19 protein-coding genes are annotated in these 19,592 nt (G+C 64.2%); 9 read left to right on the top strand and 10 right to left on the bottom strand.

The window, feature by feature from the left end; translation table 11 throughout:
• Positions 1 to 3 precede the first annotated feature (3 nt).
• From K8M09_RS11880 to K8M09_RS11865, 4 genes are all read right to left on the bottom strand, one after another.
• Positions 4 to 249, bottom strand: coding sequence for a DUF2442 domain-containing protein (locus tag K8M09_RS11880; protein ID WP_160787539.1), 246 nt, complete (start codon positions 247 to 249; stop codon positions 4 to 6).
• Complete coding sequence (locus tag K8M09_RS11875; RefSeq protein ID WP_160787540.1) at positions 230 to 475, bottom strand: DUF4160 domain-containing protein; 246 nt, start codon at positions 473 to 475, stop codon at positions 230 to 232. Before K8M09_RS11875 ends, K8M09_RS11880 begins: the two co-directional genes overlap by 20 nt.
• A gap of 7 nt (positions 476 to 482) precedes the next feature.
• Positions 483 to 2,177, bottom strand: a complete 1,695-nt coding sequence (gene ade / locus K8M09_RS11870; protein ID WP_160787541.1) for an adenine deaminase — start codon at positions 2,175 to 2,177, stop codon at positions 483 to 485.
• 75 nt (positions 2,178 to 2,252) lie between these two features.
• Positions 2,253 to 3,122 (bottom strand): aldose 1-epimerase family protein, encoded by an 870-nt coding sequence (locus tag K8M09_RS11865; RefSeq protein WP_160787542.1) that lies wholly within the window; start codon positions 3,120 to 3,122, stop codon positions 2,253 to 2,255.
• Between the two features lie 107 nt (positions 3,123 to 3,229).
• Between K8M09_RS11865 and K8M09_RS11860 the strand changes: the two genes are divergently transcribed.
• Positions 3,230 to 3,718 (top strand): GNAT family N-acetyltransferase, encoded by a 489-nt coding sequence (locus K8M09_RS11860; protein WP_160787543.1) that lies wholly within the window; start codon positions 3,230 to 3,232, stop codon positions 3,716 to 3,718.
• 203 nt (positions 3,719 to 3,921) lie between these two features.
• Here the strand turns inward: K8M09_RS11860 and K8M09_RS11855 are convergent, their stop codons facing one another.
• The 6 genes from K8M09_RS11855 to K8M09_RS11830 all read right to left on the bottom strand — a co-directional run bounded on the left by K8M09_RS11855 (position 3,922) and on the right by K8M09_RS11830 (position 9,765).
• Positions 3,922 to 5,247 (bottom strand): aspartate aminotransferase family protein, encoded by a 1,326-nt coding sequence (locus K8M09_RS11855; protein ID WP_160787544.1) that lies wholly within the window; start codon positions 5,245 to 5,247, stop codon positions 3,922 to 3,924.
• Positions 5,248 to 5,415: 168 nt separating this feature from the next.
• A complete protein-coding gene (locus K8M09_RS11850; RefSeq protein WP_160787545.1) occupies positions 5,416 to 5,748 on the bottom strand; it encodes an ArsR/SmtB family transcription factor in 333 nt (110 codons plus the stop codon).
• Between the two features lie 170 nt (positions 5,749 to 5,918).
• Positions 5,919 to 6,683, bottom strand: coding sequence for a HugZ family pyridoxamine 5'-phosphate oxidase (locus K8M09_RS11845; protein WP_160787546.1), 765 nt, complete (start codon positions 6,681 to 6,683; stop codon positions 5,919 to 5,921).
• Positions 6,684 to 6,762: 79 nt separating this feature from the next.
• On the bottom strand, positions 6,763 to 7,803 hold the full coding sequence (gene choV / locus K8M09_RS11840; protein ID WP_160787547.1) for a choline ABC transporter ATP-binding protein: 1,041 nt from the start codon (positions 7,801 to 7,803) through the stop codon (positions 6,763 to 6,765).
• Complete coding sequence (gene choW, locus K8M09_RS11835) at positions 7,803 to 8,672, bottom strand: choline ABC transporter permease subunit (RefSeq protein ID WP_160787548.1); 870 nt, start codon at positions 8,670 to 8,672, stop codon at positions 7,803 to 7,805. Before choW ends, choV begins: the two co-directional genes overlap by 1 nt.
• Positions 8,673 to 8,805: 133 nt before the next feature.
• Entirely contained in the window at positions 8,806 to 9,765 is a 960-nt protein-coding gene (locus K8M09_RS11830) for a choline ABC transporter substrate-binding protein (RefSeq protein ID WP_160787549.1), read from the bottom strand.
• 228 nt (positions 9,766 to 9,993) lie between these two features.
• Between K8M09_RS11830 and K8M09_RS11825 the strand changes: the two genes are divergently transcribed.
• The 8 genes from K8M09_RS11825 to K8M09_RS11790 all read left to right on the top strand — a co-directional run bounded on the left by K8M09_RS11825 (position 9,994) and on the right by K8M09_RS11790 (position 19,556).
• Complete coding sequence (locus K8M09_RS11825) at positions 9,994 to 10,581, top strand: thymidine kinase (protein WP_160787550.1); 588 nt, start codon at positions 9,994 to 9,996, stop codon at positions 10,579 to 10,581.
• Between the two features lie 22 nt (positions 10,582 to 10,603).
• Positions 10,604 to 10,981 (top strand): c-type cytochrome, encoded by a 378-nt coding sequence (locus K8M09_RS11820; RefSeq protein WP_160787551.1) that lies wholly within the window; start codon positions 10,604 to 10,606, stop codon positions 10,979 to 10,981.
• Positions 10,982 to 11,154: 173 nt separating this feature from the next.
• Positions 11,155 to 12,243: a hypothetical protein gene (locus tag K8M09_RS11815; protein WP_160787552.1), complete on the top strand. Its 1,089-nt coding sequence runs from the start codon at positions 11,155 to 11,157 to the stop codon at positions 12,241 to 12,243.
• A gap of 49 nt (positions 12,244 to 12,292) precedes the next feature.
• Positions 12,293 to 13,441: a hypothetical protein gene (locus K8M09_RS11810; RefSeq protein ID WP_160787553.1), complete on the top strand. Its 1,149-nt coding sequence runs from the start codon at positions 12,293 to 12,295 to the stop codon at positions 13,439 to 13,441.
• Position 13,442: 1 nt separating this feature from the next.
• Positions 13,443 to 15,353, top strand: a complete 1,911-nt coding sequence (locus K8M09_RS11805; RefSeq protein ID WP_160787554.1) for an AAA family ATPase — start codon at positions 13,443 to 13,445, stop codon at positions 15,351 to 15,353.
• A gap of 10 nt (positions 15,354 to 15,363) precedes the next feature.
• Positions 15,364 to 16,665 carry a DUF6638 family protein gene (locus K8M09_RS11800; protein WP_160787555.1) on the top strand — a complete coding sequence of 434 codons (1,302 nt, stop codon included), beginning with the start codon at positions 15,364 to 15,366 and terminating at the stop codon, positions 16,663 to 16,665.
• Positions 16,658 to 17,797, top strand: a complete 1,140-nt coding sequence (locus K8M09_RS11795; protein ID WP_160787556.1) for a DUF2333 family protein — start codon at positions 16,658 to 16,660, stop codon at positions 17,795 to 17,797. The genes K8M09_RS11800 and K8M09_RS11795 overlap by 8 nt, the downstream gene beginning before the upstream one ends.
• Positions 17,798 to 17,876: 79 nt before the next feature.
• Complete coding sequence (locus tag K8M09_RS11790; protein WP_160787557.1) at positions 17,877 to 19,556, top strand: formate--tetrahydrofolate ligase; 1,680 nt, start codon at positions 17,877 to 17,879, stop codon at positions 19,554 to 19,556.
• The last annotated feature ends 36 nt before the right edge of the window (positions 19,557 to 19,592 follow it).

Raw genomic sequence — 19,592 nt, 5'->3', positions numbered from 1 at the left:
GAATCAGGCGGCCGGGCGTCTCACCGTCCGGTCGCCGCGGCCTGCGAGCAGACCGGCGATGGAGATATCTTCGTCAAGCGCGTCCCAGTGGATGCCGCCGGGGCTGAGTGTATAGGCGAGACGGGATGCCTTATCCGCCGTGAGAAGACGCGGGAACCAGGCCAGTGGAACGCCCAGCATCCGGCCGTCATCGAGGGATACCCACATCGTATCGTCGTCGAAATGGACTTCAGTTGCCGAAATATTCATGCCACGTCTTCTCGATGAGGTGTCTGCGCTCTGCGACGAGGCGCAGGATAGCAGACAGTTCCCGGCTGTTGAAGCCACGGCTTTCCGCAACGCCGATCAATGGTTCAAGCCAGACCTTCGCTATCGCGCCACCAGCCCGGACATGAATGTGTACCGGCTCGCGCGGATCGCCTTCGTTCGAATAGAAGAAAAAGGTAAGGTTCTCGTAGCGGAAGACGACGGGCATTTACGCCTCACCCGATCAGTGCGAACCGATCCACATCCACCATCCCCCTGTCCGAAATCTTCAGGTGCGGGATGACCGGCAGCGGCAGGAAGGCGAGCTGGAGGAAGGGTTCTTCCAGCGTCGCACCGAGGGCGAAGGCGGCGTGGCGCAGGTGGTGCAGGATGTCGCGGACGGTCTCGTAGGGTTCGAGGCTCATCAGGCCGGCGACGGGCAGGGCGATCTCGCCGGTCACCTTGCCGTCCTCCACCACGACGAAGCCGCCCTTGATCTCGCCGAGGCGATTGGCCGCCAGCGCCATGTCGTCCTCGTCCACGCCGACGACGCAGATATTGTGGCTGTCATGGCCGACCGTCGAGGCTATGGCGCCTTTCTTCAGGCCGAAGCCCTGTACGAAGCCGTTGGCATGGTTGCCGTTCTTGCCGTGGCGCTCGATGACGGCGACCTTGATGATATCCTGCGCGAGGTCGACGGTGGTCTGGTTGCCCTTTGCCGGCAGGCGGTAGCGGCGATGTTCGGTGATGATCTTGCCCGGCAGCACGCCGATGACCGGCGTTTCGCCTTCCGTGACGGGAACGGCGAAATGGGCGGTGCTGACGGGCCGCGCCTTGACGCTGTCGAGGCCGACCGGCTCCACCGGCCTACGGGTTGCGAAGAGGTCGTCGTCCACCTTGCGGCCGGCCGAGAAGACCATCTCGGCCTTGCAGTTTTCCAGCGTGTCGATGACGACGAGGTCGGCCCGCCAGCCGGGGGCGACAAGGCCGCGGTCGCGAAGGCCGAAGGCTTTCGCCGCGGAAATGGACGCAGCGCGATAGACGGCGAGCGGCGCGCGGCCATGGGCGATGGCCGTGCGGATCATGTAGTCGAGATGGCCCTGCTCGGCGATGTCGAGCGGGTTGCGGTCGTCGGTGCAGAGCGCGAGGAAGGGCGAGAGCCGTTCGGTGAGGATCGGCATCAGGGCATGCAGGTCCTTGGAGACGGACCCCTCGCGGATGAGGATGTGCATGCCCTTGCGGATCTTCTCCAGCGCCTCCTTCGCCGTGGTGCATTCATGCTCGGTGCGGATGCCGGCTGCGAGGTAGCCGTTGAGGTCGTTCCCAGCGAGGAGGGGCGCATGGCCGTCGATATGGCCGCCCTGGAAAGCTTCCAGCTTGGCCATACAGACGGGATCCTTGTGGATGACGCCGGGGAAATTCATGAACTCGGCAAGGCCGATGACCTTGGGATGACCGCGGAAGGGCAGCAGCCGCTCGATGGGCAGGTCCGCGCCGGAGGTTTCGAGATGGGTCGCCGGCACGCAGCTCGAAAGCTGCACGCGGATGTCCATGATGGTTTCCAGCGCGCTGTCGAGGAAGAACTGGATGCCCTCGGTGCCGAGGACGTTGGCGATCTCGTGCGGATCGCAGATGACGGTCGTGACGCCGTAGGGCAGCACGCAGCGGTCGAATTCATGCGGCGTGACCAGCGAGGATTCGATGTGCAGATGCGTATCGATGAAACCGGGCACGACGATGCGGCCGGTAATGTCGATCTCCCGCCGCCCCTTGTAGTCGCCGCAGGTGCCGACGATGCGGTCGCCGGAAATGGCGATGTCCGAGGCGACGAGGTCGCCCGTCACCAGATCGAGGAACTCGCCGCCCTTGAGCACGATATCGGCGGGTTCGCGTCCGGTTCCCTGATCGATGAAACGTTCCAAATTGCTCATGGCTGCAGTCTCCGAATCCTTGTCGGACGACACTAGCATGCCATGGCGGGAGGAAAGAGCCGGAAAGGCGAATCTTCAGGCCGGGAAGGTCACCGTGAAGGCGAAGCGCGTGCGCGCGCCGGGGGCGAGCAGGGTCGTGTAGGGCCTGTCCCGCAGTTCGCGGGAGCCTTCGTAAAGCGCCGCCGTGCCATGCCATGGCTCCACGCAGAGGAAAGGCGCGCCGGGTTTCGTCCAGAGCGCCAGGTTCGGCAGGTTCTCGAAATGGAACTTGAGGGCCGGGCCATCTTCCACGCCATAGGTGAGGCCATTGCCCGCGCCCTCGGGGAAGACGAGGGCGTCGTCCTCGAAGAGATTTTGCGCGAGGGCCAGCCGGCCGGCTTCGAAGGGCGATGCGGTCCTGCCCTGCGACAGCAGGCCCTTTTCGAGGGGCTGGCGCTGCGGCTCGGCCGCGTTGTCGAGTATCACGGAATGCGGCTTGCCCTGCGCGCCGGGCAGCGGCCAGCGGAAGGCGGGGTGGAAGCCGCAGCCGAAGGGCATCGGCGTCTCGCCGCGGTTTTCCACATTCGCGGCGACGGTGAGGGCAGGGCCGTCGAGGCTGTGCTCGACGGTGAGCCTGAAATCGAAGGGATAGGCCGCGCGCGTCTCCTCGGTGGCCTCCAGCGCGTAGCGGCAGGCGGTCGCCGTCGCCTCGTCGAGCGTGAATTCCCGACGCCGCGCGAAGCCGTGCTGCGCCATGGGATAAGGCTTGCCGTCGATCAGCAGCGTATCGTCGGGCGCCTTGCCGACGATGGGAAACAGCACCGGCGAGCGACCCGTCCAGAAGGCCGCATCCCCGTTCCAGAGCCAGCCGGCCCCATCCCGCGTGGTGGCCGATTGCATTTCGGCGCCGAGCGCGGAAATCTCGACGGTGAGGAATTCGTTGGCGATGCGGGTGATGGTCGGCATGGTGCAGGCCCCAGGTTTCCGTGCGGCACAATAGCCCCCAAACCGCCCGGACTTGCAAGAGCCCCGGTGGGGTGCCAAAGGCTCTTTCCGACGCAATGGAGGAAGCGATGCAGCCCGCACCGATCATAAGAAAAGCCGAGACGTCCGAGATCGGGGCGCTCGCGCGGCTCTGGCACACGGGCTGGCAGGATGCGCATGCGGCGGTGCTGCCGGCGGAGCTCGCCCGGCTGCGTACGCTGGAACGCTTCGAGGCGCGCCTGGGCGACATGTTGCCGGATGTCCGCGTCGTCGGCGATCCCGGCGCGCCGCTCGGCTTCTGCGCCATCCGGCATGAGGAGCTGGACCAGCTCTTCGTTGCGCCGCAAGGGCGCGGCGCGGGCATCGCGGCCGCGCTCGTGGCGGATGCGGAGGCGCGGCTTGCGGCGCATGGCGTGGAGACGGCCTGGCTGATCTGCGCGATCGGCAACCACCGCGCGGCGCGCTTCTATGAAAAGTGCGGCTGGCATCTTGCCGCAACGGCCGTCCATCAGCTCAGCACCACCGCCGGCCCGTTCGATCTGGAGGCATGGCGCTACGAGAAGCGGCTGGTTCCCTGACCGGGCGTCTTCCGCGACGCAAATGAAAATGGCGACCGGAGCCGCCATCAGGCTATCGGCGAAGCTCGCCTCCCCCGCTGCCGTCATCCTCGGTCTTGTACCGAGGATCTGCCGACACCTCAAAAACCGGCACGCTGGCAGATGCTCGGGACAGGCCCGAGCATGACGGAAGAGAGCGTTGCACACTTTTACGGCAGGTTGGGTCAGATATTGTTCTGCAGGACCTCGCGCAGCTTGCCGAACAGCTCGTCGATATGGTGCTTTTCGATGATGAGCGGCGGGGAGAGCGCGATGATGTCGCCGGTCGTGCGGATCAGCAGCCCCTTCTCGTAGGCCTTCAGGAAGGCGTTGAAGGCGCGCTTGGTCGGCTCGCCGGGGATCGAGGCAAGCTCGACGGCGCCGATCAGGCCCACATTGCGGATGTCGATGACATTCGGGCAATCCTTCAGCGAGTGCAGGCCGTCCTCCCAGTAGGAGGCAAGCTCGGCGGCGCGGGTCAGCAGACCCTCTTCCCGGTAGGTGTCGAGCGTGCCGAGGGCGGCGGCGCAGGCGATCGGGTTGCCCGAATAGGTGTAGCCGTGGAAGAACTCGATCATGTGCTCGGGGCCGTTCATGAAGGCGTCGTGGATTTCCGACGTCACGAAGACCGCGCCCATCGGGATCACGCCGTTGGTGAGGCCCTTGGCGGTGGTGATGATGTCCGGCTTCACATCGAAATACTGGGCGGCGAAGGGCGCGCCGAGACGGCCGAAGCCGGTGATCACCTCGTCGAAGATCAGGAGAATGCCGTGCTGCGTGCAGATCTCGCGCAGCTTCTGCAGGTAGCCCTTCGGCGGAATGAGCACGCCCGTCGAACCGGCGACCGGCTCGACGATGACGGCGGCGATGGTCGAGGCGTCGTGCAGGGTGATGATGCGCTGCAATTCGCTGGCAATGTCGCCGCCATGCTCCGGCTCGCCGCGGGAGAAGGCGTTCTTGTCCGGGAAATGGGTATGCGGCATGTGGTCGACGCCGGTCAGCAGCGTGCCGAACATCTTGCGGTTGGAAACGATGCCGCCGACGGAGATGCCGCCGAAATTGACGCCGTGGTAGCCGCGCTCGCGGCCGACCAGGCGGAAACGCGAGCCGTCGCCCTTGGCGCGGTGATAGGCGAGCGCGACCTTCAGCGCCGTCTCGACCGATTCGGAGCCGGAATTGGTGTAGAGGACATGGTTCATGCCCTCGGGCGCGATATCGACGAGACGATTGGCCAGCTCGAAGGCCTTGGGGTGGCCGAGCTGGAAGGCGGGGGCGTAGTCGAGTTCGCCGGCCTGCTCGCGGATCGCCTCGGTGATCTTCGGGCGGCAATGGCCGGCATTGACGCACCACAGGCCCGCCGTGCCATCCAGCACCTGCCTTCCGTCATGGGTGGTGTAGTGCATGTCCTTCGCGCCGACGAAGAGGCGCGGCTCCTTCTTGAACTGCCGGTTCGCCGTGAACGGCATCCAGAAGGCGCGCAGGTCGTTGGGGGTATTGAGACGGTTGGACATGCGGTTCTCCATGATTCTTGGAACGCGGGGGAGGATCCCGGCGATTTTTACCCGGTGGTCAAATTATCAAGGCGCCGGGGGCCGTCAAGGCGCATCGGGAGGCGCTTTCAACGCAAAACGCCCCGGATTTTCATCCGGGGCGCAGGAAAACGGGTGATTCGGCCGATTTCAGGCGATGCGAAGCTTCTTTTCCGTCGCGCCGCCTGCCTTGTAGATGCGGTCGAGCGCTTCGAGCACGGTCATCACGGCGTCGGACTTGCTGGAATAATAGATGGTCTGGGCGTCGCGACGGGTGGTCACGAGGTTCTGCGCGCGCAGCTTGGAAAGGTGCTGCGACAGGGCCGACTGGCTGAGGCCGACCTGGTTTGCCAGGGCTCCGACGGCGATCTCTCCACCCACGAGCACGCGCAGGATCAGCAGGCGCTTCGGATTCGCCATGGCCGAGAGGAAATCGGATGCAACCTCGGCCTGTGCGTGTTCTGCGTCTGAAATCTTTTCCATCTGAAACTCCTTTGGGCGTTTCCGCTTCAAATCATGCGATTTTCTATCAATCCGCTTGTTAGCATATAAACAAAAACCCCCTCATCAAGAGCAAGAAATCGGGGTAGGGCCGCGCTTGACGGCGGCCCTATTTCCTGCGGGGCACGGCGGAAAGACGAAAATGCCGGCGTTCAGCCCGCCGCGCGTGCTTCCTTGAGCAAACGCGCCAGCTCGCTGCGAAGTTCCCCGGCCTGATCAAGTTCGCGTGAGAATTCGAGGCGCTTGAGTTTGTCGCCGCTTCCAAGGTCGACGCCCGCCGCGTCGAGGCCGACGATGATCCACTCGCCGTCCTTCGCGCCGCAGTAGTGGCGGGCGTAGACGCCGGCGGCTTCCGCATGGTCGCTGTTCATGTGCTCCACCGCGCCGGTCTCCATCTCGGCGAGCGCGGTGCGTGCGGGTGAGCGGATCAGGAGGTCGTCCTGCGTCAGGAGGAAGGCCTTGCCGAAGCCGCCGTTGAGGTTCGCGCGCTCGGGCACGAGGCGGAAGAAGGTGAAGTCGGGGAAGTCCACATAGAGCTTCGCTTTGGGATGGCGGCGGATGAAACGCTCGCGCAGGGCCGTGCGCGCCTCGCTCTCGCGCGGCACCTCCTCGGCGCGGCACAGCACGGTGAGGCGCGGATGGGCGAGGGGATCGCCCTTGCCCGGCTCGCCCGCCAGCAGCGAGGCGCGCGGATCGGCCCTCAGCGCCTGGGTGTGGAAGGAGAGGGCGGAGACGAGGATGACGGGCGTGCCGTCGATATCGGTGCCGGTCAGCGTGCGGCTGGCCATGGGAAAGCCGGTCTCCGGCTCCAGCACGGCGAGGGCGCAGCTTCGCGCCGAGCGCAGCAGGGTGCGGGCGAGGCGGCGGGCCTCGTCGTCCGTTTCGCGCAGAACGCTCGGCTTGTCCTTCTCGGTCATGATCGGCTCCATATCGAATACAAAAGGGCGGCGCACTTATAAGGTGCGCCACCCTATCTAATCCGAACGGGGCCGTCTGTCAGCCGCGACGGCGGTGCCGCGTCAATCCGTTCACGATGTCCTGTGCGTTGATCGTGCCGACGACCGCGCCGTTGTCGACGACGCCGACATTGCCGGGCGTGCGGGACATGGCGTCGAGGATGTCGACGAGCGGGGTCAAGGGCGTCGCCGTCGCCGTCACGCCGCCCTCGCCGGACGGGCCGTGCTGCATCACGTCGCCGGCCGTCAGCATGTTGATCGGGTTCATGTTCTGCACGAAGTCCGCGACATACTGGTTGGCCGGGTTCCTGACGATTTCCTGCGGCGTGCCGCACTGGATGATGCGCCCGCCCTCCATGATGGCGATGCGGTTGCCGATGCGGAAGGCTTCGTCGAGGTCGTGGCTGACGAAGATGATGGTCTTCTTCAGCCGGCGCTGGAATTCCAGAAGCTCGTCCTGCAGGCGCGTGCGGATCAGCGGGTCGAGGGCCGAGAACGGCTCGTCCATGAGGAGGATCGGTGCGCCGGTCGCAAAGGCGCGGGCAAGGCCCACGCGCTGCTGCATGCCGCCCGAAAGCTCGTTCACCTTGCGGTTCGCCCATTTGGTGAGGTTGACGAGTTCGAGCTGTTCGGAGACGCGCGCCTTGCGCTCGCTGTCCGGCACGCCGGCAAGTTCCAGGCCGAAGCCGACATTGTCGGCCACCGTGCGCCAGGGCAGCAGCGCGAACTGCTGGAACACCATGGAGACGGTGTGCATGCGGAAGTCGCGCAGCGCCTTGGGCGTCGACCCGTAGGGGTTCACGCTGCCGCTGCCGGCCTTCACCTGCACGTCGCCGCGCACCACCGGGGCAAGCCCGTTGACGGCGCGCAGCAGCGTGGACTTGCCGGAACCGGAAAGGCCCATCAGCACCAGGATTTCGCCCTCGGTGATGGAGAGCGTGGCGTCCGCCACGCCGAGCACGAGGCCGGTTTCTGCGCCGATCTCGTCGCGGCTCTTGCCCGCATCGACCATCGAGAGGGCCTTTTGCGGGTTGTCGCCGAAGATGATGGAGACGTTGTTGAAGACGACGGCGTCGGTCATTAGGCGTCTCCCTCGTCGGAGGAGCGGAAGAGGCGGTCGAGGATGATCGCGAGGATCACGATACACAGGCCAGCCTCGAAGCCCATGGAGATGTTCACGGTGTTCAGCGCGCGCACCACGGGGACGCCGAGGCCCTTGGCGCCGACGAGTGCGGCGATGACCACCATCGACAGCGAGAGCATGATGGTCTGCGTCAGGCCCGCCATGATCTGCGGCATGGCGAAGGGCAGCTCCACCTTGCGCAGCACCTGGCCGGGCGTCGCGCCGAAGGCCTGCGCGGCCTCGACCAGCGAAGGGGGCGTCGAGATGATGCCGAGGCGCGTGAGGCGGATCGGCGCGGGAATGGCGAAGATGACCGTCGCGATCAGGCCCGGCACCATGCCGAGGCCGAAGAGGATGAGCGCCGGAATGAGGTAGACGAAGGTCGGGATCGTCTGCATCAGGTCGAGGGCCGGTCGCAGGATCGAATAGAACCACGGGCGGCGCGCGGCGGCGATGCCGAGCGGCACGCCGACGATCATGCTGACGCCGGTGGCCGCGAGCACGAGCGCCAGCGTCTCCGTCGTCTCCTTCCAGTAGCCCTGGTTCACGATGAGCAGCAGGCCGAGGAGGGTGAAGAGCGCAACGCCGACCGAGCGGCGGAAATACCAGCTCGCGCCCGTCACCAGCAGGATGAGGGCGATGGCATAGCCGAACTTGCCGCCGGCGCTGGCGAAGGGGCCTTGCAGCAGAAAGAGCACGGCGTCGATGCCGGCCTGCAGGAAGACCTTGAGGAAATCGAACAGCCATTTGCCGTTGGTCGTCAGCCAACTGACGGCGTCCTTGGCGATCGGGCCGATCGGAATTTTGGAGACGGTGAGCCAATCCACGGTGGAAGTCCCTGGCTGGAGTTTGACGATGGGCGATGCATTTGCGCAGGTCCGGGCGGATATCCCTGATGGAACAGCAATATCCGCAGACAAGTAGGGCGGGAAAGTTTCCTCCCCGCCCTATTCTGGTCTGTTAGAGACCGAGTGCCGTTTTCGCGGCTGCCAGGGCCTCGCCGCTGCCGTCCTTGGTGGTCACGCCGGCGAGCCACGGCTCGATGGCGGCCGGGTTGGCCTTCAGCCATCCGGTCGCGGCCGTTTCCGGATCCTGCCCGTCGTTCAGGATCTTGCCCATGATCTGGTTTTCCATCTCCAGCGAGAACTTGAGGTTCTGCAGGAACTTGCCGACATTCGGGCACTCGGCGACATAGCCCTTGCGCACGTTGGTATAGACCGTCGCGCCGCCGAAGTTGGGGCCGAAGATGTCGTCGCCGCCGGTCAGGTATGTCAGCTTGAAGTTGGCGTTCATCGGGTGGGGTTCCCAGCCGAGGAAGACGACCGGCGCGCCTTCCTGCTCGGCGCGGGCGACTTCCGCCAGCATGCCCTGTTCGGAGGATTCGACGACTTCGAAGCCCGTCAGGTCGAACTTGTTGGCGGTGACCATGTCGATGATCAGGCGGTTGCCGTCATTGCCGGGCTCGATGCCGTAGATCTTGGAGCCGAGCGCTTCCTTCTGCTTGGCGATGTCGGCGAAGTCCTTGATGCCGAGTTCCGCGCCCTTGGCGTTGGTCGCCAGCGTGTACTTCGCGCCTTCGAGGTTTTCACGCACGGTCTCGACCGTGCCGTTCTCGCGGAACGGCTTGATGTCGGCTTCCTGCGTCGGCATCCAGTTGCCGAGGAAGACGTCGATATCCTTGTTGCTGAGCGAGGTGAAGGTGACGGGCACCGACAGGACGGTGACTTCCGTCTCGTAGCCGAGGCTCTTGAGGATGACGCTCGCCGTCGCGGTGGTGGAGGTGACGTCCGTCCAGCCGACATCCGAGAAGCGAACCTTGCCACAGCTTTCCGCTTCGGCCGCCGAAACGTGGGCGACGCCAAGCGCGAGGACGGAAACGGCTGCGGCAAGCATGGTCTTGAATGGTGATGCAGTCTTCATTTATTGCTCCCCTTATAACTGATGGTTTAGCCAATCATCAAAACGATATGCTTTCAAGCACTTTGGCGTAGCCGGAAGCCCCCGGGCCGTCCAATTAATTTCACGCCGGTTCGCAATTGTGCACATGGATGTCGCAAAGGACGGGCCGTGCTGTTTTCTGTGGTTTTCAGCCCTTTCGGCTGGAAAATCGCCGGTTCCCGGGCCATGACGCGGCAACGGAGACAAACCATGGCCAAGCTCTATTTCAGTTACGCGACGATGAACGCGGGCAAGTCGACGCTGCTCCTGCAGGCGTCCTACAACTACCGGGAACGCGGCATGCGCACGGCGATCTTCATCGCCTCCTTTGATGACCGCGCCGGACAGGGCCGCATCTCCTCGCGCATCGGCCTGTCCTGCGAAGCCATCGCCTTCGACGGCTCGGACGATCTCTATCGCCATATCGAGGCGCTAAACGGCGACGGGGAGGGCGAGATCGCCTGCGTCTTCATCGACGAGGCGCAGTTCCTCTCTCAAGAACAGGTCTGGCAGCTCGCGCGCGTCGCCGACCGGCTGCACATCCCGGTCATGGCCTATGGGCTGCGTACGGATTTTCAGGGCAAGCTCTTTCCCGGCTCCAAGGCGCTGCTCGCCATTGCCGACGAGCTTCGCGAAGTGCGCACCATCTGCCATTGCGGCCGCAAGGCCACCATGGTCGTGCGCCTCGGCGCTGACGGCAAGGTGGCCAAGGACGGGGCGCAGGTGGAAATCGGCGGCAATGACAAATACGTTTCCTATTGCCGCCGCCATTGGGACGATATCATGAACGCCGAATGAGGCGGGGACGGAGAGGCTTGCGATGAAACATCTTGCTGCGCTGACGGCGGCCTTCCTCTGTCTTGCCGCTCCGGCTTTTGCCGGGGGCGATGCGGCGGCGGGCAGGGCGGTCTTCCGCAAATGCGCGACCTGCCATACGACGGAGCCGGTGAACCGCGTCGGCCCGACGCTCGCCGGCATCCTCGACCGCCCGGTGGCGTCCGTCGCGGATTACAGCTACTCGGCGGCGATGACCGGCTTTGCCGAGGGCGGCAGGCGCTGGAGCGAGGCGCTGCTGGCCGAATATCTCCTGTCGCCGCGCGCCATGGTGCCGGGCACGGCCATGACCTTCGCGGGCCTGAAGAAGAGCGAGGATATCGCCAACCTCATCGCCTATCTGAAGAATCCCGCCGCGCAGTAAGGATGCGAAAAAATTCCCTACCCGCCTTGCGGTGCGGCGGCGGTGTCCCACATGTTCTGCGGGAAAGCCCGCAGGCAGGTTCCTATCTGTCTGAAATCGTATAGTGTCGCCGCGATGGAATAAAACGGGCGGCGCAGACGTTCGCCGTGAAGAGCTCAAGGGGATAAAGGCATATGGCCACACTTCAGAACTTCGATGCTGAAATCGACAAGACCCGCAGCGTCGTCAACGAGATGCGCGGCAAGCTGGAGCAGTCCGGAATCGTGCTGGAACAGTTCGCGAAAGCCGACACCAAGCTCGGCGACGTCAATTTCGACATCGAGAATGCCCGTATCCAGGACGTCATCGCCCAGCAGAAGGTGATGGAAGGCAATATCGCCGACCTCATCATCGGGCTTGAAGACGCCACGAACATCTTCGGCACCGAATTCGAGAGCATGAAGAGCTATACGGGCTACGAGAAGTTCATCGGCATCTTCTCCAAGCAGAAGATGCAGCGCATGCGCACCGACCGCGTGCGCAACATGTCGCTGGCCGGCAACCTGCAAGAACTTCTCTCCAAGTCCGACACCATCGTCGGCATCCTCAAGGAGCAGAAGTCGATCCTCGACCAGCGCTACAAGACCTCCGAGACGAGCCTCGTGCAGGTGATCGAGCGCCGCAAGGGCACCATGGCGAACCTCGAGGCGACGCAGAACCGCATCGAGGAACTGAACCCGCTTCTCATGGATCTGGAAAACCGCATTGCAGCCTCGACCGAGCAGAAGACCCGCACGGATCTCGAAGGCGAGCGGTCGGCGCTGGCGACCGAATACAACCAGATGCAGGCGAAGGAACAGGAGCTGCTGGCCGAAAGCCAGACGCTGGAGCGCTACACCTCCATGTTCCAGACCTTCGTGGATTCGCTCAACAACCAGATCGCCGCGCAGAACACGCTGATCAACAAGCTGACCATCGATACCGAGCAGCGCATCGTGCTCTACAAGGCGCTGGAAGACTCGCTGAAGACGGCCGCGCAGCAGGATGTGGCGCACAAGATCAACACGCTCGGCTCGCAGGTCGATACCGCCGCGGAAGAGACCATGGCCGGCATCGGCTCGGCCGCCCAGCGCCATATCGGCGACCTTCTGGAAATGCACGAGAAGAACATGCTGGCGACGCAGGACATCCAGCGCCGCAAGAAGCTGGCGGACGACGCCTTCGCCCGCCGCTTCCAGTCGGTGATGGACAAGCACAACACCGCCAATTACGTGAAGTCGTGATGGTGCGCATGCCGTTTCGTGCTGCCGTCTTCGGTGAGGCGCCGCCCTTATGAACGTACCGGCAGACAGCGCCGTCGCCCAATATTTCTCGACCATCCGGGCTGCTCTGGGTGGTCTTGAAATCTTTCTTGGCGACCGCAATTCTCCGCTCTACCGCAACAGCGTGGTGGGCGAAGTGGTCATGCCCTATCTCGCGCGGCTGAAGGCCTCCTTTGCCTGCTGGGAGAATCGTATCGGTTTCGTCCAGCAGTTCCGCGTCTCGCGCGCCGAAAGCGGCTTTCCCGTCTTCCAGAACGTGCTGGAATTGGAGAACGACCGCCAGAGCGCTGAAAAGCGCCTTTCCGCCATCCCGAACGCCGATCAGTTGCGCACCGAAATGGCGGATTTCATCCTGCGGCAGAAGGCGTTTCCGACGGACCTTCAGACCCGCATGGCCGAGCGGCTCTATCTGGAGCAGATCGGCAAGGGCGATATCTTCTCGCCCTTCGTGCTGCCGGAGACGATCCGCGTCGCGGTGAACCCGAAGACCATGCGGCCCTATTACGTCGTCTGCTGGGGTGCGTTCGACGGCACGGCGACATTGCCGATGGTCTATATGGCGACCATCGAGGATTCCTCGGAAAACGTGATGAAGATGCTGGTCTCGCAGGACGGCAAGCTCAATCCCGACGTGGATATCCCGTTGCCGGTCGGCGGCCTGCTCAACCCGGAGCTTGCCAGCCGTTTCGACGATTTCGCGCTGAAGAACAGCGCCTATTCGCTGACGCCGGCGACCATCGCCACCAATCTCGACAGGGATTTTCCGACGCTGCACCCCAAGCAGCTTCGCCGCTTCGTGCTCGGCCCGTTCTATTCGGCGGGCATCACGGAGAACAATGCGCGGGTCAACGATATCCTCTCCAAGGTCCGCAAGCCGGAGAATGCCTGGCTTCTGACCTGGACGGTGCAGGAGATTTTCTCCAAGGCCGAGCGCCCGGCGCAGAAGGGCTTCTGGAGTTCCACCCCGGCGCAGGAGGAGTTCCACATCGAGACCGACGATCTGGAGGCCGCCCGCATGGGCGTCAGCGCCTATGAGAAGCATGCGCTGGTGCCGCACGATGCCTATCAGGCGCTTTACGCCGCAGGCGAGACGCAGGGCATTTTCGGCGCCTACAAGGTGCATGTGATTTCAGGAAATCAGGTAATCAGCGAGGGATGAGATGAGCCTCAACGCCGGACTGACGACGATCCACGAGGACGATATCGCCAAGCATCAGGCGGTGGCGCAAAGCCTCGTTTCCAAGCTCGTCATCCTCGAAAGCGACGACGGCAAGAGCGGCACGGCGCTCGCCGGCACCGGCCGGCGCTTCGTCTCGACCGTCTCGACGGCGGGCGCACGCCGCACCCGGGAGGTGGAACTGGCGAAGACCATCCAGTCCGTGCGCGCCGCCGATCCGCTGCTTTCGCCGCAGCAGCATGCCGTGCTCTATCGCGCGCGCCGTGGGCTTCAGGTGGCGCTGGCGGTGACGGACGCCTTTTCCCGCCAGACGAACCTCGAGGGGCTGCAAGCGCGCAACCTCGCTTCGCCGCTGGCCGGCGACGAGGCGAACCAGTTCAAGGCGCTGCTGTCCGCCTCCGCCTATATCGCCGCCTTCACTTTCGCCGCCTATCTCGGCGCAACGCTGCCCGGCGAGGGCGAGCCGGTGGAGGATGGCGGGGAGCCGGACTATCTCTTCGACACGCCGCAGGATGCGCTCAAAAGCATGGTCGCCGGTCTCGACCGCACGCTTGCCGGCGCGCCGGACGATGCGGCGCTCGTCAGCCGGGCGCGCGCTTTCTCGCGTGTCGCCATCGAGGGGCTGATCGGCCGCCGGGCGCGCTTCACCGGCCTTGCCGGCTTCGAGAATGCGCATATCCGCATCGAGCAGGACGATTTCACGCTTTCCGGTTTCGACGTCGCGCCCGGCCAGAAGCGCAAGCCGCTGGTCATGACCTTCAAGAAGCCGAACGAGATCATCGGCAACCACATCGCCAAGTATCAGGCGATGAAGCTCGCCAAGATGCTTGTCGCCTACGATTTCGAGCGGCAGATGAACCCGTTCGTCGAACTGGGTGGCTTCCTCTTCACCTTCATCGGCGACGGCATGCCCGGCACGGGCAAGACGATCCTCATCCAGATGCTCGCCGGTCTCGTCAACGACTACTGCCAGATCGCCGGTTACGCCTTTCACTACGAGAATTTCGGCGTCGACCAGATTTCCTCCTACCAGGGCAAATCCGGCCAGAACTGCAAGGAATTCGTCAACAATGTCATCAATCCGAAGGCGATCGGCTTCGGCACCATCGACGATGTGGATCAGGTCGCTGCCAAGCGCTCCGACGACCGCGCCTCGGCCGGCCAGCATGAAGTGACGGCCGTTCTGATGGAGAGTTTTGCCGGTGCCTCGACGGTGGTGCGCGGCAATTGCACCTTCGGCATGTTCTCCAACTATCCGGAAAATGTCGACGATGCGCTGCGCCAGCGCGCCGGTGCCCGCTGGCTGGTGGACGGGCCGCAGACCGAGGACGACTATATCGACATCTTCGCCATGCTCGTCGGCAAGAACCATTCGATCCCGCTCGGCGAACATACGCTTTTCGAAGGGCAGGAGATCAAGCGCGCCGTCTCCACCACCTACGAGCAGCATGCCAGGCCGCAGGAGGATGGGCTTCTCGCCGTCTGGGAGGCACACGAGAAGGAGCAGGGCGCGATCCGCTCGCTCGCCGATGTCGGCGCCTATCTCCACCGCATCAAGCTCGCCGAGCCGCGCTTCACCGGCCGCGCCATCAAGAACATCACCGACGCCATCAAGATGCGCGCCATGGACGTGGACCTGCCGGACGACTGGTTCGCGACGGCGGATGCCTTCATGCACAAGGGCTACGACGAGAAGAAAGCGATGATCGAGGAGTTGCGCGGGCCGATCTCGATGGAGATGGTCCTGCAGGAGATCAACCGTTACGCCGACAGCGAATTCCGTTACACCGACAAATCCGACGACGCCGCCGTCTCCGACATCATCCGCCGCGAACGCCAGCGTGAAAAGGCGATCCGCGAGATCGAGACGATGAAGGCGGAAGGACGGTGGTGAGAGTGAACGCATGAAACGCCTCCTCGAAGCCGAATTGATCTACGGTCGGCTCCTGCCCGTCGACGAGCCGCATCTGGTCGAGCGCTACAACAAGGCGCTGGACGGGTTCGGTATGCGGCGCACGGCGCTGTCGAGCTTCCGCATCGACATGACGGGCTTTTCGCCGGAAATTGCCGATGAGCTGGGCGACCGAGACTATCTCGATCCCAACCGTGTCAACCGGCGCTTCATCGTCATGACGCCCGAGCAGGAGAACCTGCCGGTGGTGCATACGAGCTTTTCCAACACCGCCGCGCTGATGCATGAGTTCTTCGCGGCCAATGCCCGGGCGATCAACGCCATCACCATCCGCGACGCGCTCTACGGCGAGATCGAGGACTCGGTCTCGGTCGTCAACGATATCGACGACCTGCTCTCCATCAACGAGGTGCGCTTCAAGGTGCTGTCGGCCGAGGACATGCTCGGCAAGGCGGCGGAGTTGCGCGGGCTGGTGGACCGGCTGAAGACGGTGCCGAACGCCTGGTCGGACGACGCCATGCTGAACCGCATGGTGGAACTGGCGAAGCAGACCGGCGACATCCGCCAGAACGCGCTGGTGCCGGATCAGCTCGTCTTCCGCCACGAAGCCTATTGGGCGAACCATTTCGGCGGCGTCTATGTCTTCCTCGACGACAAGACGACGACGGTGATCTGCGACCCGAGCGTGCCGGGCTTCCGCCGCTCGCGGCCCTGGCAGGTGAGCTATATCGCGCTCGACGACCACAAGCGCATCTTCGAGTTCCTGGCCGCGACCAAGCGGCTGGAGCTGCCGCGCGCCTCCTGGGTGGAGCCGTCAGGCCTGTTCCAGCACCGGGCGGACATGACGGTCACCGGCCTCGTCAACCGCGCCGATCCGACCGCCGATCTCGAAAAGGCCGACCGCATCTGGCTGCAGACCTGGATGCACCGCAATGCCGCGCTGGTGGCGGAAGACGGCACCTATCCCTTCCTCATGGAAGCCGCCCGTACGGTGGCGGCGACCGGCGAGATCAAGATCGACGAGGTCGCGCCGGAGCGACGTTTCCTCCTCGTGCGCGCCGCGCCCGACCATCCGGACCAGTGGCTGGTCAACCGTCTGATTTCACAGATGGTTCCTTATGACTTCGTGTCCCGCTTCGTCTTCGACAAGCAGGGCTTCTACGCAGCCTACGAGCATTATAGCGAAAAGTTCCGCGCCTACGTTGTGGCGGCATTGACGCGGACCTATCTGCAGGACAAGGCTGCTTTCCGCAGGAAACTCTTCGGCATCAGAGAGGATGACGCCAATGCTTGACCCGATCGTCGCGTTCTTCCAGCGCATCTTTTCGGCCATCGGCCGGGGCATCGGCATGGTGATCGCCTGGATCCTCTGGCCGTTCGTCAAGGTGGCGAACTGGTATCGCGCCCGTGGCTGGATCATCAAGGGGCCGATCGGCATCGTATTGCTCCTGCTCATCGGGTTCTACAGCTATTTCGTCTGGCAGACGCAGGTCTGGAGCGGCTTCGACCCCGACTATGTGAACCGCTACAATCTCGGCCAGCGCCAGCAGGATGCGGGCACCGCCACGACGACGACGCCGGCGGCGGGCGAGGTCGCCGAGCCGGCGCCGCGCACCTGCGTGCGCTCGGCCATCGTGGACGTGACGGCGGATCTCATCGATTTCAACGTCAACCAGAACGCCTGGATTTCCTCGATGCTGCTCTACAAGCTGGGGCTTTTCGGGCTGGACTGGGACAAGACGCCGTGGTTCGACAACAAGGCCTCCTTCCAGCGCGGCGTGAACCAGGTGGTTCGCCGCACGGCCGTGGAACTCGTGGATTCGCTCGGCCGCGTGCGCGGCACCTCCGGCATCAACGCCGACCTGCAGCGCGCGCGCGGCAATCTCCAGTTCGACGAGGAGACCTGGTATTTCGGCTCGGATTCGCTGCTGCCCAAGACGCCGACGCCGAACTACTACCGCACGGCGATGGCGGATCTGCGCAAGTTCAACGCCTCGCTGGAGGCATGCGACGCGATCTTCGATGGTCGCTCGGACAACCTGATCGAGCTGCTCGACCGTCTGGCCAACGACCTTGGCGCCACCACGGCGATCCTGCGCGAGCGTTCGGAATTCTACAACAACGGCTGGTTCGATACCCGCGCGGACGACCGTTTCTGGTTCGCCTACGGCCAGCTCTACGCCCAGTACGGCATTCTTTCGGCAGCGGGCGCGGATTTCGAGGCGGTCATCCGGGCGCGCGGCATCGAGCCGTTGTGGACCTCGACGATCAGCCAGCTTCGCTCCGCGCTGCGCATCCAGCCGGCCATCATCTCGAATGGCCGGGAAGACGGCTGGATCATGCCGACGCATCTGGCGACGATCGGCTTCTACATGCTGCGCGTGCGCTCGAACTTCGTGGAGATACGCGACGTGCTGGCGCGATGATGGTGCAGCGAAACCGGGTGAATGGCGGATAGGAGGAGGGGCCTGTTCGCTATTCGTTGTTTTGGGGAGGGAACATCGCATGGCAGACGTTAAGTCCGATATCGAGATCGCCCGCGCGGCCCGCAAGAAGCCGATCCTGGACATCGGCGGAAAGCTGGGCATTCCGCCGGAGCACCTGCTGCCCTACGGCCATGACAAGGCCAAGATCAGCGCCGAGTTCATCGCCGCGCAGAAGGGGCGCAGGAACGGCAAGCTGATCCTCGTGACGGCGATCAACCCGACGCCGGCGGGCGAGGGCAAGACGACGACCACGGTGGGTCTCGGCGACGGGCTGAACCGCATCGGCAAGAAGGCGATCACCTGCATTCGTGAGGCCTCGCTCGGCCCCTGCTTCGGCGTGAAGGGAGGCGCGGCGGGCGGCGGCTATGCGCAGGTCGTGCCGATGGAGGACATGAACCTCCACTTCACCGGCGATTTCCACGCCATTACCTCCGCGCACAACCTGCTGTCCGCGCTCATCGACAATCACATCTACTGGGGCAACGAGCAGAACATCGATATCCGCCGCATCGCCTGGCGGCGCGTGATGGACATGAACGACCGGGCGCTGCGCCACATCGTCGCCTCGCTCGGGGGCGTGGCCAATGGCTATCCGCGCGAGACAGGCTTCGACATCACCGTGGCCTCCGAGGTCATGGCGATCCTCTGTCTGGCGACGGACCTGAAGGATCTCGAAAAGCGCCTCGGCAGCATCATTATCGGCTATCGCCGCGACAAGTCGCCGGTCTTCGCCCGCGACATCAAGGCGGACGGGGCGATGACGGTGCTGCTGAAGGACGCCATGCAGCCGAACCTCGTGCAGACGCTGGAAAACAATCCCGCCTTCGTGCATGGCGGTCCCTTCGCCAATATCGCGCATGGCTGCAATTCCGTCGTCGCCACCACGACGGCGCTGAAGCTTGCCGACTACGTGGTGACGGAGGCCGGCTTCGGCGCGGATCTCGGGGCGGAGAAATTCTTCGACATCAAGTGCCGCAAGGCGGGGCTGAAGCCCGATGCGGCCGTGATCGTCGCCACCGTGCGCGCGATGAAGATGAACGGCGGCGTGAAGAAGGACGATCTCGGCAGGGGGAATGTCGAGGCGGTGAAGAAGGGCTGCGCCAATCTCGGCCGGCATGTGCAGAACGTCAAGAAATTCGGCGTGCCGGTGGTCGTCGCCATCAACCACTTCACCTCCGATACGCAGGCGGAAATCCAGGCGGTGAAGGATTTCGTCGCCACGCTCGGGGCCGAGGCCATCCTGTGCCGGCATTGGGCGGAAGGGTCAGTGGGCATCGAGGCGCTGGCGCGCAAGGTGGTCGACCTTGCCGAATCCGGCCTGTCGCAATTCTCGCCGCTCTATCCCGACGACATGCCACTGTTCCAGAAGATCGAGACGATCGCCAAGGACATCTATCATGCCGGCGAGGTCATCGCCGACAAGTCGGTGCGCGACCAGCTTCGCATCTGGGAGGATCAGGGCTACGGCAACCTTCCGGTCTGCATGGCCAAGACGCAATATTCCTTCTCGACCGACCCGAACCTGCGCGGCGCGCCGACAGGCCATACGGTGCCGGTGCGCGAGGTGCGCCTGTCGGCCGGCGCGGGCTTCGTCGTGGTCATCACCGGCGAGATCATGACTATGCCGGGCCTGCCGAAGGTGCCGTCCTCGGAAAAGATCTTCCTGAACGAGGACGGCCAGATCGAAGGCCTGTTCTAAGGCCTGTTCAAAGGTTGGGGGCCGCCCGGCCCCTTC

The sequence above is a fragment of the Shinella zoogloeoides genome, assembly GCF_020883495.1.
Taxonomy (GTDB): domain Bacteria; phylum Pseudomonadota; class Alphaproteobacteria; order Rhizobiales; family Rhizobiaceae; genus Shinella; species Shinella zoogloeoides.
This window is presented reverse-complemented; position numbering and strand designations above follow the sequence as displayed.